Below are 16003 nucleotides of genomic sequence, written 5' to 3'. Positions count from 1 at the left end.
ATAAATTACAAACTGTAAAGAAGGATAAAACCTTCTTTACAGTTTGTAAATGTTATATTACTTTTATTCTACAGGAAAAGAATCAATAATTTCTAAGATATATCTACTCAAAAGTGCATAGTCTGATGAGTCAATAACTCCGTCCCCATTTAAGTCAGCAGCTAATAGTGATGACTCTGGCAGTTCTTGAATCTCTAATGCATGTCTTTGAAGAAGAGTTGCGTCAGAAGAATCTATAGAACCATCACCATTTAAATCACCGTACATTATTGATGGTGGTTCCTGAACTGTTCCGTCGAGAGAAATATTATATATTGAAGCACCTGTACCAGGTTCTAACTCAATAGTTGTAACAACAGAATCACTTCCAGGAGCTGATATTGTTATATCATATGTACCATGGAAACCTCTAAAGTCATAATTTCCACTGCTATTAGTGGTTCCTGATTCATTTGTTCTCCATTCTTCTCTTAAAGATTGATATCTAAGGCCTGCTTCATTTACTGTCCAATCATGGTCAACTATTGCTGCATCAGGACCTCTCCAATGTGAATCTGCATGAAATCCCCACATTAAGATACCGTCTACATTTGGATTAGAGAATGCAAGGCGGTAAAAATTTTCAAGGTTGTCAGCACGTAATTCTACATCGTGTGTTGTTGAATCATACTCTGTTACCCATACTGGCAAACCAGTAGATGCTAAAGTATTAATTCTACTTTCAACCACAACAGGATCGATAACTCTTTCCTCAGGGAAATGACCTTGTGCTCCTATACCGTCTAGCTCAATTCCATTATCTAAAAACCAGTTAATTTGTTGTACAAACTCATCAGCTTCAGCTTCAGATAAAACATTGTAATCATTAACAAAAAGCTTAGCATTAGGATCTAATTCTCTTGTTCTTTCAAACATATAAAGCCAGATATCCTTACCAAGTCTGTCTTTAAAAAAGCTTCCATGTAACATTTCATTATTAACATCCCAGTCAACAAATTTACCTGCATAACGGGGTACTACACTTTCAAGTCTTCTGTCTATTGCTTCCATAAGCTCACTGTCTGATAGCTGGGTTACCCATTGTGGTACATATTCTTCAACTTCCCAGAAAACACAATGACCTCTTACCAATATGTCGTTTTCCTCACACCACTCGTACATATAATCTGCGTCAGCATAAGTCACATTGCCTTCACTTGGTTCATTATGGTACCATTTAGATTCATTTTCAAAAACAGCCCATTCATAATTTTCTAAAAAGAATTCCTTGTAACGCTCATCATGCATTGCATGTCTTGCAATAGCTGAACCAAATGGAAAATGGTTTCTGGTTTGTTCAACTTCTATATTAGCACCACTAACTGGACTGCCATTAGAATCAACAACTTGAATTACTGCATCTCTTTTTCTAATTTCTTCTATTCTCTGATCTGTGATATCTCTCCAGTTGTCGGCGTTCATTTCCATTTCTATCATTTCTACATTGTCTACATAAAAATCAAATTCTGGTTCAGGCCCTTCAATGTACATTTCTAATTCTGTAGCAGGACTTGTTATAGAATATGCACCAGAAAGACGAGTCCATTCATTGCCAGTCATATTCATAACTGCAACTGTATCAAATTCTGGATCAGCATTGTCTTCTACTCTTTTCATTGAAATCTTTACTTCGTGAGTTCCAGGAGCATCAACTTTTACCCATGCTGCATATTCATATGCTTTCCCCACTTCAATTAAATCGGTCATGTCTTGAGCAATACCGTTCCACTCATCTGTTCTGTCAGTAACAAAGGCACAATAGTCACCACTTTGTGGATCGTCACTAACAATGGCAATAGAATGTTCTTCTCCATAAGGATACCAACCTGTTTCATCACCTGTCTCAAACCTTGGATTGGTAATCATATTGTCTGATGCAAATACACTACCAAAAGGAACCATCATGTTTAACACTAATGTAAGCACGACCAAAAGTTTTACAGTTTTTTTCATATTATTATCCTCCTTAAAATATATTATTAGTCTCATAATTGAGAACTTAGTAACGCATTATAAATAATTTCGCATTCTCAAGGACAAAATCCCTATGAATTAACGGGTTTTGACCGACGAGAATCGGATATTATTTCTTAGCCATTACTTAATAACAAAAAATAAATTTTTATATTATATAAAGATTTAATAAGAAAATGTTTACATCTTCTTATTTTATTATATAATAAATATCAAAATAAAAAAAGAGATATCACAAAAATGGGTGTAAAAAAAGGAGTGAACTTGTTAGCTAAAGCTAAATAAAGTAGAACATGAGAAGCACAAGAAAGAATCACTTTTTAAGCTTCAGGTTAAGAAGTGGTTCTACCTGAAGCTTAAAGCTAATCTTTTTTCAATATGTTTTCTTACATAAATTATACGAATTTTGTTTTATGAGTTGATAATATCTTTAAATTTATAATACGAGTCAATAGAGTTTCGGATATTCTTGTCATCTAATGCAACAATTTTTGCAGCAAGCAATCCGGCATTTTTTGCAGCATTAACAGGAACTGTTGCGACAGGTACTCCTGCAGGCATTTGTACAATTGACAAAAGTGAATCAATGCCATCTAATTTCCTAGACTTAACAGGAACCCCGATAACAGGGAGGTGAGTTATTGCAGCTACCATACCTGGTAAATGAGCTGAACCACCTGCACCTGCGATGATGACATCAAGACCTCTTTCTTCTGCGGTTTTAGCATAATCATACATCTTATCAGGAGTTCGATGAGCAGATACAATACTAATTTCATAACCTATCTTTAGTTCATCTAAAATATCAGCAGCACTTTCCATAACAGGAAGATCTGAATCGCTTCCCATAATAATTCCAACTCTTTTTTTATTATTGTCCACTGGCACCTCATCCTTTCAAATTAATTAGATTAAAGGTTTTATTTTAATTTTATCCAATGCCTCTTGAGCTTTAATTACTGCTGTATCTCTTAATTCATTTAAAACCGTTATATGTCCTATCTTCTTTAGGTTTTTAGTTAAACGTTTTCCATAGACATGGATATAAACTCGTTCTTCCAAAAGAACATTTTGAAATCCATTAAAAGTATATTCTCCATTAACTTCATTATTACCTAAAATATTAACCATTGCACATGGTGAAATTAATTTTGTTAATCCTTGTGGAAGCCCTGTAATTATCCTTAGCAATTGCTCGTATTGTGATGTATAACATGCCTCAATAGTATAATGACCTGAATTGTGGGGTCTTGGAGCAATTTCATTTATATACACGTCCTCTTTTTTATCAAGGAACATTTCAATGCAAAATATACCATAGTCATCAAATACATCAAGAACCTGTCTAGCCACCGATTCAACTTTGTTTTTAATTGAATCATCTATTTGTGCAGGTGCTTTTGTTAGATTTAATATGCTGTCTTTGTGTATATTTTCTACAACAGGGAAAGTTGATGTACTGCCATCAAACCCACGTCCAACAATTATTGATAGTTCGCATTTAAAGTCTATAAATTGTTCCACCATAATTTCTTTGCCTTTAAATGCTTCATATGCTTTTTCTACATCATTAATATTTCTAATAACAATATTTCCTTTACCATCATAACCACCATAGCAGGTTTTAAGTAAAACAGGAAGTCCATATTCATTTATTATGGAGAAGATATCTTCCGTGTTTTCCACCTTAGAAAATGATGGTACAGGAAGTCCTGCTTTTTTTAAAAGTTGTTTTTGGCTCAATTTGTTCTGTATTTTTTTTAATGTATCTCCTGAGGGATATATTTTATACCCTTCAGATTCAAGTTTACACAATATATCAGCGTCAATATGTTCAAATTCGTAAGTTAAGACATCGGTAGAATCTGCAAGCTCTTTAATTGAACCATAGTCAGAAAATGAAGCAGTTATTTGATTATCTGAAACTTGCCCTGCAGGGCAAGAAGGAGTGGGATCTAAGACAGATACGTAATATCCCATTCTTTTAGCTTCATAACTTAACATTCTACCAAGTTGCCCACCACCAATAATTCCAATCTTATCTGGTGGCATTAGTGTCTTCTTTTTTATGTTAGCCACAATATTACCTTCCTTAATAAATTTTAACTGTATATATAAGTTTGTACGTTAAAAATAGTGAACTAATTACAAGTTTAGTTACTTTAAGCTTTTCAAATAATCAGCTGCTTTATCAGTCATAAATTCTTCAAAAGAATATGAATCCTTTGAAGCTTCTTTTGCAATTTTAATTGTCTGATCTGGTGGAAATTTCATGTTGGTAGGACAAGGCGTAAAAATTTGCAAATACGTAGGACCAACTTCTCTTGCAACAAGTATGGCGTTTTTCACAACTTGCCCAAGTTTTTTTGGGTTTGCAACTGTAACCTTTGCAACATAGTCACATCCAGATGTTTTTGCCAAATCAAATACAGGAATTTTATCAAAATTCTTACCCTTAGGAGCCATGTTTAAAACTGTGCCCTTTTTTGACATACCACTTTCCTGTCCGCCAGTATTTCCGTATACCTCGTTATCCAACATTATAGTGGTTATTTTTTCCTTGCGAAACCAAGAATGGAGAGTCAAATCCAAACCAATATCTGCAATACCACCATCTCCAACCATAACCATAACATCTTTGTGTTTATCAGGATATCGAATATTAAGCATTCTCTTTAAACCTGATGCAACTGCACTTTGGTTACCAAAAGCTGTATTGGAATAGTTTAGAGCACTTTGAGAGAGTCCAAAAAATGAACAACCTGGTGTTCCAATTACGATAGAATCTTCAGGAGATGGTAATGATGCAAGTGCAAGACGAATTCCTAAAGACACACCACAGCCAGCACAATGGGGATGTTGTTCAACTATTTCCTTGAAAGTTCCCAAATCATCAATACTTTTATTTTTTGAATGGGGTCCATTATTTACAAGTTCTTTATACTCTTCTGGTAATATATCTTCAAATTCCTTAACAGGAGTTATGTTTCTTAATGACATATTTCTCCCCTCCTATCCTTTTGAATTTTTTTTGCTAATTGCATTTTTTATTTCATCCATAATAACTTCTTTAGGCATTGTCATGCCGCCAAAGACTCTTGGTCCTTCAACAACCCTTCTGTTGTTATCAATACATGCTTTAATTTCTCGACAAAGCCATCCACCTGCATTAAATTCAGGTACTAATATAATATCTGCATTTTCTGTAGCTTCTATTATTTCTTTTGTTGGGAAAGGACGAATTGATTTAACCTTAATTAAGCCAACTTCTATTCCCTCTTCTTCTAAAGCTCTTATAGCTTCTCTTGACTGTGAAACAGCAGTACCTGATGCTGCAATTAAAATTTTAGCGTTAGGTTTTGAAACTTCAATCAATCCACCTAAATAGTGTTCAATATGTCTTTTAGCACGTTCGGCTGCTGCAAGTACTTCCTGATGCCAGCTTGCATTAGCCGCATAACTGATATAATTACTTTTATTTAGCAGTGGATCTCTTGTAACACGCATAGGTGGAGTTTCCATATCAAAAGCTGGAACAGGTGCAGCTTTTGAGTCATACTCTGGAAGCTTTGTATCTTCTGGAGGTAGCATTACCAAATCACGAGTATGTGTAACAAAAAAGCCATCTGCAAAAACTCCCACTGGCAGGTGAACTTCAGGTTGTTCTGCAATAGTATATCCTTTTAAAATCATATCAAAATAGTCCTGTGCGTTTTCAGCATGAAACATCAACATTCCTGAATCTAAAAGAAATGACATTTCAATATTTTCTGGCTGAATAGATGGAGGAAGTGATACTCCTCTGCACATAAAAGCACTTACTATCGGTTGACGTGAACCTGCCCAGACAGGGAACATTTCCATAGCTCTAAGTGTTCCAGGTCCACTTGTAGCAGTAAAAACACGTCCACCTCCTAAAGATGCTCCGTGAATTGCAGCCATAACAGCAAATTCATTTTCAGCACGATAATAGTCTTTCAAATATCCTTGTGCATACAAATCACCAATTAGATGCATGCTTTCACTTTGTGGTGTAATGGGATAAGCTATTGCCATATCAACATTTGCTCTCTTAACTGCTTCTGCAACAGCCTCACTCCCAGTTATAAAAGCCTTCTCCCTTGGAGATTCGAAAAAAATGTATTCTGGATTTTTAACACATTGTTCCTTTGTCATTATATATATCTCCTTGAATAAAATTTTATTATTTTTAATTTACATATTGCCCTTTTCCAAAGCTTTTTTTGGACAGACTGATACGCATAAAAAACAGCCTTTACAACGATTTGTATCAATACAAACCTTGTTGTTTTCAGTAAGTTTTATAACATTTGCTTCCGGGCAGGTAAGAATGCACAGTTTACATCCTATACATTTTTCTTCATCAACTTTTACTGTAAAATACATTTTTAATTTGCCCCCTTAAATAGAAACCTCTTTAATATGTTTGCCAGTTTCTCTGACAACTTCCATATTGTTTTCAATTAACTGAGTTACCTTTTTATACTTGCCCTTTAATGCATCATCTAAAACAGCAGTAGTTCCTGAGGCAACAAATTTGCCTCCTCCAAATCTGTCAATCAATGCAGCTTCTAAGGCTTTATTTGAAACAATACCTGTAACCTTAAGAAGGGCACCAAGCATTGACATATTAGTAGATAGTTCAGTCCCACCAATATCAATAGATATTTTGGTTGCAGGTACATATATTATTCTAGAATTCAAATTTTTAAGCATTTTTATTTCATCATCACTTAAATTAAGTTCTGTATCGGAATTTATTATTAATGTTCCTTCAGGCATAAGTCCTTCAAAAAATGGCATTGTATAACATTTTCCCATTGTAATTACATGAGGATGAAATATCATAATAATGTTTGGATCAAGAATTTCTCCTCTCTCATACACTTCGTCAGCTGAAATACGTACATAACTTTCAGCTGGAGCAAGCCTTTTCTCTGCACCAAAAAATGGATTAACCGTACTGTTTTTACCATCTCTTGTTGCTGCAACTCCTAGAATGTGAGCAGCTGTTACTACTCCCTGCCCTCCTAATCCAGACATTCTAATCTTAGTTGTTTTATTCACAGCACTTCCCTCCTTGCTGACACTTTATATTCTTGGCAATTTCAGTGAGCTTTTTAACTTTTTCAGTGTCTAAATCTCTTATAGAAATCATAGAGTCTTCGTGTCCAGCATCGGCACAAAGGGAAATAGTATAACAATCTGTACCACCTCTTATAAGCTTTAATGCAACATTTGCATAATGACAATGAACGCCGACAAATACACAGACGTCTATTTTATTATGCCAGATTGTTAAATTAGGATGATTAGGATTAATCTCTATTTCAGGATTAATCATAGGGTATTTAGGTCTGTAATCCGGCATAGGTATAACTCTTGCACCAACTGTCTTTGCAAAATCCATAACTGCTTTTGCTTTTTCCTCAACACCATCTTTCCAATTCCACAAAACAAGTGGTCCTGGGAAAAAGACAGGATTTTTTGCAGATAACAATTTTTCAGCTGTTCTTTTCATTCCCTCATTTTCGGTTAGGATGTTGCTTTCCACCAGAGATTCTCCTTTTTTAGGCAATTCCACTCCCATAACAGCAGCAGATGGAACAAAAAAACCCTCTGGCCCAGCTTTAACTTTATAATCAAATGTTTGCACTTTTGTGCCCCCTTTAGCATGAAATTTTACACAAATTAACACTATTTAAAAAAATCAAAACTATAATAACCAAGAAACTCCTTAAAAATAACTTACTATTCTCAAGGACAAAATCCCGATGATTTATCAGGTTTTAGACGATGAGAATGGAACAGTATTTCTTAGACATTACTAAGTTTAATCTATTACTACTAGTCATAATTTATTAATAGTTAATTATATTTTTTCACCATTACACGACTTAAATGTTAGCATAATTAAAGTATAAAAGCAATATTTTTTTAATGATAATACTGCAATTATTAAAATAAAGCTACATATTATGAAAACTTCACTCTAAATATTAGCAAGTATAAAGGAAAAAACAGTAATTAAAACTACAACCACAGTAGTAACTTTTACTCCAGGCTTTATATCTAATGTATCTTTACTTTTTTTCTTAAGTAATTTGAAGTTTTCAACAAAAATAGCAGCAACCCATCCTATAACAGGATTTATGGCTATGCCCAAAACAATACATATTATAGCTACTTGAGCAGTGGTTATGGTTTTTATTGTTGTAAATCCAACCTCTAAAAGAGGTACATAAACTCCAAAGATTAATACCAACCACACAAGAGGAGGAAAAACTGCAATATCAAGTAAAAAACCTGATATTCCAAAAAGTATTCCTATAACACCAAGCAAAAAAGCACTTCCTCCAATAGGCCTTTTTACAGAACCAAGAGGTATCATAAAACTTCTCCATATAGCGGATGTTTGACCTCCTCCAAGTATTACCCCCACGATATTTCTTATAGAAGCTATTATAAAAGAGGAATTAGCTTTAAAAATGATTCCATGAGCTTCTTTTGGGTAATTAGATTCCTGAAGAGTTCTGATTGCTAAAGCATCTGTTGGCCACATGACTATAGCTAAAAGCCCAAAAGGAAAAGCTTTAATAAAATTCTCTACAGTAAGCCCCCAGCCTATTCCCCATTTTTCAGTCCACCACAGATTTGGATTAATTGTAGGCAGTGATACAGGAGTTGTCAGGTCTGGAAATAATCCAAATATGGCTGATAAAAACAATGCACAGAATGCACAGGCTGGTATTATCATCCATTTTATATTTAATCTAGTAAGAAAAAGGTATGTTAGCAGTCCTATTACCATAAGAACAACAAATAACACAGAAGCATCATTTGATTGAGCCCACACATTAAGACTGTCTAATGAACTGTTTATACCTAAAAGGCCAAATAATAAAATTATTCCACCCTTTGCACCTACTCCATTAATTTCTGTAATTTTATCAAAATATCGAAAGCCTGAAATTATTAATCCCAAAAAACCTATAATTAATCCTAAAGGAAGAGGATGAACACCTGATGCAGCCATCATGGGTATAATTGGAATAAGAGGTGCGAGAGTACCAGGTGGAGAAGCTAATGGATTTAATACTGCACAAAAAATCAATGTAAGTATGCTTCCTATAATTACTTCTAACCTAATATTTTCTGTTACAAAAGATGGATCTGTTATACCGAAACTTGCAGCCCAAGCCAAAACAAATGCTGCAACCAAAGATACTTTTCCAATGCTTCCTGATAATGCAGGTACGAAATCCTCTATTCTTACAGTGTAATTTATAAAAGGAATGTTTATTTTCCAAACTTTTGGTTTATATGAAGTTAAATCACTATTTAAAGTTTCTATACGATTAAAATCTTTTTTCAATGTCTTTTTCACCTACTTCTAAAAGACTAAACTATCAAAACAAATGTATCTTACTCACTTTTACTTATGTAATGGCTAAGAAATAACATCCGATTCTCGTCGGTCAAAACCCGTTAATTCATAGGGTTTTGACCGACGAGAATACGAAATTATTTCTAAGGCATTACCTAGCAATAAAGGGAGATTAAATAATCTCCCTTTACGTTGCTGTCTATAAATGAAAATCTGATTAAATTATAGTTTTACTTTAATTAATTCAGCATATTCCTCAAGGGATCCATCAGACAGGCAACATTCAATAATCTTCTTACCTAATGGATCTAAATCTTCAGATAAGAATTGTTGTAATTCTTTTTTGAAGAAATCAGCTAGTATTTTTGATCCTTTGTCATATCCTTCATTTCCTACTTCAGGTTGAAGATTTGTCTGTAATAATCCCTTTGGTAACTTAACACCGTCTACCTTTAAGGAGTTTAATGCATATCCTAAAAGAGGACATCTTGAATCTGTCAATTGTTCTTGTCTAAATTTAGCACTTCCTCTTCTAGCCATGTATTCTCTTGCTATCCATTCAGGCATAAACTGAACTTTATATGCTCCAATATTTTGATTTGGTATTAAAACAAATCTTGTATTTGGTGTATTAAGTACCTGTTTTAATAAAAGGTTTGCTTGGTCAACCATTCGACCAGTTGCAAACGGCCAATATGAACCAACACCTTCACTTGTCATTCCATGAGTATCTATAATACTTGGGTTACCATGTCCTCTAGGAGCAACTAAACGCCATAACCATCCAAGACTTGGTGGCAACACATGCATCATTCCTATAACTCCGTATGTTGGTCTTTCCTTTGTGCAAGGTGGAGTCCTAACTCCAAAACTTCTTACATCAACTTCGATAGGTTCATCTACAATTTGAGGAACAAACCTTCTTGGCATTATTACCCTTGGATTTGGACAAGGCGTGTCCGGTGCATCCATAATATGTTCCCATAGAAGACATGTAGAGTCTGGAACACCTTTAATGTTTAAGAATATTAAAGGTTCCTTTGGATGTATACTAAGCTTTTCGTAATGAGGGTCAGTACCATATTCAGTTATATGGTTAATTCTTAAAAACCATCCCTGCTCTGCATCTTTAGCAACAAGCTTTCCGCTGTCATTTTGAAGTGATGGATGACATAATGCCATATCATCTGTAACAGGGTGAAGCTCACAGGATTCTTTTAGTTCCATATTTGTTGTTTCACCAGTTAAAACATTTTCACAAAGTTTTATACTTCCATCTGGCTGTTTGTGAATAGGCTCTAACATTTCACTTTTACCACCACCACTTGCACCTTCATGCATAATGGTTATTACATTATCATAAGGAGTTATAACTTTTACTGAAGAAGCATGAACAGTTACCCAGCCTTCTAGTTCTCCTATATGAATTAATACACCATAAATTCCTTTTTTAGCACTTGGACCTGGATATAAATTATATGAAAACAGCTCATGCATATCACTTTTTCTGTTGTGAACAACAACCTGTCTTCCATCAAAATGTGTATGCCTAAAAGTTGGAGCTAGATAAATTATTGCTTTAGGCTTAAAATTATCAGGTATTTCTTCTTTAGGAATGAATCCTTGTAAATCCGCAAGACCACCTGCAAAAAAGCCTGCATTAGCTGGTGCCACTAACAGTGATGGATACCCTAAATCGTCACTTCCTGACATAAAAGGCATAACTATTAGGTCTTTTCCTTTAAACCATTCGAAAGTTTCATTTCTAATAGGATCAAAATTTTCTCCATATAGTTCTCCATAACGGGGTTTGTCTGTTTCACCTTCGTCAGCCACAACCAAGCAATCAGGGTCACGACGTCTCATATAAACATCTTCATAATTTACAGCAGCTCCATTAGTACAACGTCCAACAGTTGCTTCAACTACTCTTCCTTTTCCTGGCACATCATAAGCAACTTCAAATAAATCGATATTTTCATCATCTCCAAGTGCCAGAGATAATAAATGTTGTCTGTTATCAGGTACTATTACTTTTCCTTCTCCTTGGAGAACTTCTTTAAGTTCTTCAGGAAGAACAAATTTTTCTAATATTTTCTTATCCATATAAAAACTCCTTCTCTAATTAAATTATTTTAAAACCAATAAAGATTAAAGATATATAACTTTTATTAACATCCCCCTTTATGTAATTGACATTTTATCAATTGACAGAATCCTTCTAAATAACATAAATTAAGCTAAAGTAGCACCAATTTTATATATTTTGTTTTTATACATGCAGTTTACTAATATGTATAAAAAAAATATAGGATTAATCCATATAGGCATTCTACTGCATTTTGTTAATATATTAACACATTGAAAATAAAATTACAACACTTTTTTGGAAGTTTGGAAGATGAATTAGTATGTTTAAATATAGCTAAACATCGAGACTTCAGTTGAAGACTCAACTCCACCTGAATATTTATAAGAGTAACTCCACATTATAAAAGGTGGAGTCTTAGAATAAGATAAAGTTTATTTAATAATTATTTAAAATAGACTTAATTTTTTTTCTAAAATATGCTATAATGAATGTAGTTGGTTTTCTAGACAGTTATTTTATAAGGTTTCGCCGTAAGACACCTTTTTTAAGGTGAGTGATATAAGGCGAGGTTTTAACTAAGAATTTGCTAGAGCATACCGACAATGATTGTGGAGAGTATGCATTAAGTAGCTCTATGAAGCAAGAATGCTTCTTCCTTTAGGAAGAGGAGAATATCAGTTTTAGACACTTCTTATATTTTGACTATTGATATTTTAACAAACTATGTAGTAATGTCCTTCAAAATATTAAATTAAGAGGGGTTGGTTTACGTTGAAGTTTAAAGTTGGAGAAGTCGTTACACTAAAGCATTATTCAGGGAAAAAAATAAATAAGGGGTTGATTAACAGTGTTCAAGATGACATCATCATAGTCAGACCTGAGCGTGATTTTTTAATATACAGTTATTTTGCTGATGACCCGGTTGTTTTAGGCTATGAAAATGAAGACATAGTTAACATCTGTGAGTCTACCATAACAGGTATAAATTATAACAACAACACTATAGCTATTAGCATAAAAAATATTCAATCACTTACAAACAAAAGGATAACTCAAAGGTTTCCAGTATCTTTGAGTGCTTACATAACAAGCAAAAACGATAAAGCCTTTGCTTATATTAGAAATTTAAGTCTGGATGGATTATCAATTTGTTCTAAACATGAAAAGAATAAAGGTGATGTAATAAATGTTCAGACAATTGTTGAAAACAAAGAACTTGATTTTGATGCAAAAATAATGTGGAAGAAATCAGGAAAATTAGGATTTGAATACGGTTTAGTTTTTGATTCAGTTGAAGAGGAATTTGTAGAAAAAATTGAAAGTTGCCTTCAATTTTTAAAACTAGACCAAGAAAGTGCTATGAATAGATTAAAATATGATTTCAATCTATATAATAGAAAAATGATGGCGAAATCAATAATGAATTAGAAAAGTGAGTGAACTCTAAAAATTAATACAAAAGATAGGTGCATGTTGCTTATAATGAAAAAACAAAGCCTTTGCCTTGTAATGGGCAAAGGCTTTTCTAGATTAAAATTTTATAAAAAGTAAAAGACTTATAAATCATCCCACCTGTCGTCAATATTATGAGAAAGTGCTCTATAGCCTTTAGCAATAAATAAAGCATCTAAAAGAGCTATTCTAACCATGGCTTCACATACAGGATATATTCTTGTACATATACAAGGATCATTTCTTGTATTAAATTTTTCTTTAATGTTTTTTAACTTATACATGTTAACAGTGTCTTGAGTTATATTAATGGTAGGAGTTGGTTTTACAGCAAGCCTGATTCTTAAGTCTTCCCCATTAGATATTCCTCCAAGAATACCACCAGCTCTATTTGTTTTAAATCTGATTCTCCCTATATCTTCATCATAATAAGGTGTGTCATTAGATTGTGATCCTTTCATTCTTGCATGTTCAAATCCATCACCAAACTCGATTCCCTTAACAGCAGCAATAGACATTAGGGCATGGGATAATGTTGCTTGTAGCTTGTCAAAAGCTGGCTCTCCAAGTCCTGCAGGCACTCCTCTAGCAATTATCTCTACTACTCCTCCACAAGAATCTCCCTGTTCTTTTATTTTTTCAAGTTCTTTTATCATTTCCCCACTTTTGCTTAAATCAGGGCAATTAATTTCATTTTTTCTATAATTTAATTTAGCTGTTTCATAGTCTACATCTTTTGCCTTAATTCCGTGAATTTGTGTAGTAAATGCAATTACATCTATACCTATATCATCTAAAACAGCTTTTGCAACAGCTCCTCCTGCCACACGTGCTGCAGTTTCACGGCCGGAAGCACGTCCAGCTCCTATGTTGTCTGCAAATTGACCATACTTTTTAAAAAATGTATATCCAGCCTGTCCAGGTCTTACTAATTCTTTGTAGCTTTTATGTTTATTTAAGTGCTTGTCTTCTATTACTCCATTTGGAATTATCATTCCAACAGGAGCTCCTGTTGTAATATCATCTTCCATTACACCGGAAAAAATATAAACCTTATCTTTTTCTTTTCTTGAAGTATCAAGTTTACTTGCCCCGGGTCTTCTCTTATCAAGCTCATTTTGAACAAATTCTGGTGTTAGCTTAATTCCAGGTGGAACACCGTCAACAATTGTCATTAAGCCGCCAAACAGTTCTTTTGGAATATCAAGATTCTTACGAAATCCTCCTGCATATGATTCTCCACAAGTAGTTATTTTAAATATCCTACCATATACATTTCCTACCATGCTACAACATCTTCCTTTCTACTTTATTCTTATAAATTTTACTAATTTCATTTACAATCGTATCCACACTTTTTAAGTTACAGTTAATTATTGCATCTGCATATTTTTCATAAAGAGGAGTTCTTTCCTTATATATATCAGAAAAACTCTGTTCTTTGTTTTTTGCAAATCTTCTTTTTGTAGTTATTCTATTTTCAATTTCATCTATATCCAATTTCAAATAAAAAATAATTCCGTATTTTTTTAAATGCTCAATACCCTTTTTATTATAGATAACACTCCCTCCTGTTGAAATTACATGGTTTTTTATAGTTAAATTTAATATCGTTTCTTCCTGGATTTTTAAAAAATTATCCAGACCATCTTCAATTACTATATCCTTGAGAGGTTTTTTTTCGTTATCTAAAATTATTTTGTCTGTATCAATAAAATCCATATTAAGTTTTTTAGAAAGCGGTTTTCCAATAGTTGTTTTTCCTGAACTTGGCATTCCGATTAAGATAATATTTTCCATATAAAATCTCCTCATCATTAAAACACATAGTATGTATCTATAAAGTATTATACACGTAAATTAATAAATCTCAAATTAATTTTTAAAAATAGTTTGTCATAGAAGAATTTTTTATGTTTATTAATTATATTAAATTTAGTATAATTATAACGAGATGTTCTTTTAAAAATATTTTTAACAGGAGAAACTAAATGAGTGAAATGCCTTATACTATAAAAGATTTTTTAAGTTATATGGAAACAATTAAGGGAAAGTCAAAAAATACTGCTCATGAATACTATTATGACTTAAGACTTTTTTTTCGATTTATGAAAATTCATAAAAATCTTGTACAAGAAAAATGTGATTTTGATAAAATTGATATATCGGATATCGATATTGATACAATAAAAAAAATTACTTTAAGTGACCTATATGCGTATATGTCTTTTTTAAGCAGAGAAAGGGATAACAATTCAAGTTCAAGAGCTAGAAAAGTTGCAAGCATAAAGTCATTTTTCAATTATATAACAAACAAAGCTAAACTTTTAGACTATAACCCTGCTAGCGAACTTGAATCGCCCAAAATATTAAAAAGACTTCCTAAATATTTAAATGTTGAAGAAAGTAAAAAGCTTTTAGAAGTTATTGATGGTGAATATAGTAAAAGGGATTATGCCATTATGACACTTTTTTTAAACTGTGGTCTTAGACTTTCAGAACTTGTAAGTATTAACATCAACAAAATAAAAAATGAAACATTAACCATTATTGGAAAGGGTGATAAAGAAAGGGTAATATATCTTAACAAAGCCTGTATTAATGCCATAAATTCATATTTGAAAGTAAGACCTTCTGATTATATAAAGGATAAAAATGCACTTTTTTTAAGTAAGCGAAAACAGAGAATAAGCACTAAGACAGTTCAACATATTGTAAAAAAATATTTAAAAGCTGCAGGTCTTGATACTGAAAGATATTCTGTACACAAATTACGCCACACTGCTGCTACACTTATGTATAAGTACGGAAATGTAGATATAAGGGCACTACAGGAAATATTAGGTCATGAAAGTATTTCGACTACAGAGATATACACCCATGTTGACAGCGATCAGCTTAAAAATGCACTTGATAGCAATCCATTGTCAGAAATAACTTTTGATGAGGATTAAAAAAACACTAGTAAATTATACTATTTTTCTTTGCATTTTTAAAAAAAATAAGTTATATTAATTTATATAGTAAAAAAAATATAT

The 16003-nt window shown here is 32.9% G+C and carries 14 protein-coding genes; 2 read left to right on the top strand and 12 right to left on the bottom strand.

Annotated elements, in window-relative coordinates; genetic code table 11:
- Nucleotides 1-63: 63 nt before the first annotated feature.
- The 10 genes from RBH29_RS05130 to RBH29_RS05085 all read right to left on the bottom strand — a co-directional run bounded on the left by RBH29_RS05130 (nt 64) and on the right by RBH29_RS05085 (nt 11527).
- Nucleotides 64-1992: an endo-1,4-beta-xylanase gene (locus RBH29_RS05130; RefSeq protein WP_306695691.1), complete on the bottom strand. Its 1929-nt coding sequence runs from the start codon at nt 1990-1992 to the stop codon at nt 64-66.
- 432 nt (nt 1993-2424) lie between these two features.
- Complete coding sequence (gene purE / locus RBH29_RS05125) at nt 2425-2895, bottom strand: 5-(carboxyamino)imidazole ribonucleotide mutase (RefSeq protein ID WP_306695690.1); 471 nt, start codon at nt 2893-2895, stop codon at nt 2425-2427.
- Nucleotides 2896-2919: 24 nt separating this feature from the next.
- Complete coding sequence (gene purK, locus RBH29_RS05120) at nt 2920-4092, bottom strand: 5-(carboxyamino)imidazole ribonucleotide synthase (RefSeq protein WP_306695688.1); 1173 nt, start codon at nt 4090-4092, stop codon at nt 2920-2922.
- A gap of 78 nt (nt 4093-4170) precedes the next feature.
- Nucleotides 4171-5013, bottom strand: a complete 843-nt coding sequence (locus RBH29_RS05115) for a thiamine pyrophosphate-dependent enzyme (RefSeq protein WP_306695687.1) — start codon at nt 5011-5013, stop codon at nt 4171-4173.
- A 12-nt stretch (nt 5014-5025) separates the two neighbouring features.
- Nucleotides 5026-6189: a transketolase C-terminal domain-containing protein gene (locus RBH29_RS05110; protein ID WP_306695686.1), complete on the bottom strand. Its 1164-nt coding sequence runs from the start codon at nt 6187-6189 to the stop codon at nt 5026-5028.
- Between the two features lie 39 nt (nt 6190-6228).
- Nucleotides 6229-6420 carry a 4Fe-4S dicluster-binding protein gene (locus RBH29_RS05105; RefSeq protein ID WP_306695683.1) on the bottom strand — a complete coding sequence of 64 codons (192 nt, stop codon included), beginning with the start codon at nt 6418-6420 and terminating at the stop codon, nt 6229-6231.
- A 15-nt stretch (nt 6421-6435) separates the two neighbouring features.
- The gene (locus tag RBH29_RS05100; protein WP_306695681.1) at nt 6436-7101 is read right to left on the bottom strand and encodes a 2-oxoacid:acceptor oxidoreductase family protein; all 666 of its coding nucleotides are present in this window, start codon (nt 7099-7101) and stop codon (nt 6436-6438) included.
- On the bottom strand, nt 7094-7690 hold the full coding sequence (locus RBH29_RS05095; protein ID WP_306695680.1) for a carbon monoxide dehydrogenase beta subunit family protein: 597 nt from the start codon (nt 7688-7690) through the stop codon (nt 7094-7096). The genes RBH29_RS05100 and RBH29_RS05095 overlap by 8 nt, the downstream gene beginning before the upstream one ends.
- Nucleotides 7691-8026: 336 nt before the next feature.
- Complete coding sequence (locus RBH29_RS05090) at nt 8027-9409, bottom strand: DUF3360 family protein (RefSeq protein ID WP_306695678.1); 1383 nt, start codon at nt 9407-9409, stop codon at nt 8027-8029.
- 234 nt (nt 9410-9643) lie between these two features.
- Nucleotides 9644-11527 carry a DUF4914 family protein gene (locus RBH29_RS05085; protein WP_306695676.1) on the bottom strand — a complete coding sequence of 628 codons (1884 nt, stop codon included), beginning with the start codon at nt 11525-11527 and terminating at the stop codon, nt 9644-9646.
- A 757-nt stretch (nt 11528-12284) separates the two neighbouring features.
- On the opposite strand from RBH29_RS05085, the gene RBH29_RS05080 reads away from it, so the two are divergent.
- Nucleotides 12285-12941 (top strand): PilZ domain-containing protein, encoded by a 657-nt coding sequence (locus RBH29_RS05080; protein WP_306695675.1) that lies wholly within the window; start codon nt 12285-12287, stop codon nt 12939-12941.
- Nucleotides 12942-13069: 128 nt separating this feature from the next.
- Here RBH29_RS05080 and aroC read toward each other — a convergent pair whose 3' ends face one another.
- Together aroC and RBH29_RS05070 are read right to left on the bottom strand one after the other, a co-directional pair.
- Nucleotides 13070-14251, bottom strand: coding sequence for a chorismate synthase (gene aroC / locus RBH29_RS05075; protein ID WP_306695673.1), 1182 nt, complete (start codon nt 14249-14251; stop codon nt 13070-13072).
- Between the two features lies 1 nt (nt 14252).
- Nucleotides 14253-14765, bottom strand: coding sequence for a shikimate kinase (locus RBH29_RS05070; RefSeq protein ID WP_306695672.1), 513 nt, complete (start codon nt 14763-14765; stop codon nt 14253-14255).
- 191 nt (nt 14766-14956) lie between these two features.
- Here RBH29_RS05070 and RBH29_RS05065 point away from each other — a divergent pair, with 191 nt between their 5' ends.
- Complete coding sequence (locus tag RBH29_RS05065; RefSeq protein WP_306695670.1) at nt 14957-15919, top strand: tyrosine recombinase XerC; 963 nt, start codon at nt 14957-14959, stop codon at nt 15917-15919.
- Nucleotides 15920-16003 lie beyond the last annotated feature (84 nt).

It is taken from the genome of Herbivorax alkaliphila, assembly GCF_030848475.1.
GTDB lineage: Bacteria > Bacillota > Clostridia > Acetivibrionales > Acetivibrionaceae > Herbivorax.
Note: the sequence above shows the minus strand (reverse complement) of the source record. Positions and strands in the feature narration are given on the sequence as shown.

What these genes read in the sequence shown, in the direction of transcription:
- RBH29_RS05115 (WP_306695687.1), bottom strand. Translation starts at nt 5,013, where the DNA reads ATGTCATTAAGAAACATAACTCCTGTTAAGGAATTTGAAGATATATTA.
- aroC (WP_306695673.1), bottom strand. Translation starts at nt 14,251, where the DNA reads ATGGTAGGAAATGTATATGGTAGGATATTTAAAATAACTACTTGTGGA.
- RBH29_RS05110 (WP_306695686.1), bottom strand. Translation starts at nt 6,189, where the DNA reads ATGACAAAGGAACAATGTGTTAAAAATCCAGAATACATTTTTTTCGAA.
- RBH29_RS05070 (WP_306695672.1), bottom strand. Translation starts at nt 14,765, where the DNA reads ATGGAAAATATTATCTTAATCGGAATGCCAAGTTCAGGAAAAACAACT.
- RBH29_RS05085 (WP_306695676.1), bottom strand. Translation starts at nt 11,527, where the DNA reads ATGGATAAGAAAATATTAGAAAAATTTGTTCTTCCTGAAGAACTTAAA.
- RBH29_RS05130 (WP_306695691.1), bottom strand. Translation starts at nt 1,992, where the DNA reads ATGAAAAAAACTGTAAAACTTTTGGTCGTGCTTACATTAGTGTTAAAC.
- RBH29_RS05105 (WP_306695683.1), bottom strand. Translation starts at nt 6,420, where the DNA reads ATGTATTTTACAGTAAAAGTTGATGAAGAAAAATGTATAGGATGTAAA.
- RBH29_RS05065 (WP_306695670.1), top strand. Translation starts at nt 14,957, where the DNA reads ATGAGTGAAATGCCTTATACTATAAAAGATTTTTTAAGTTATATGGAA.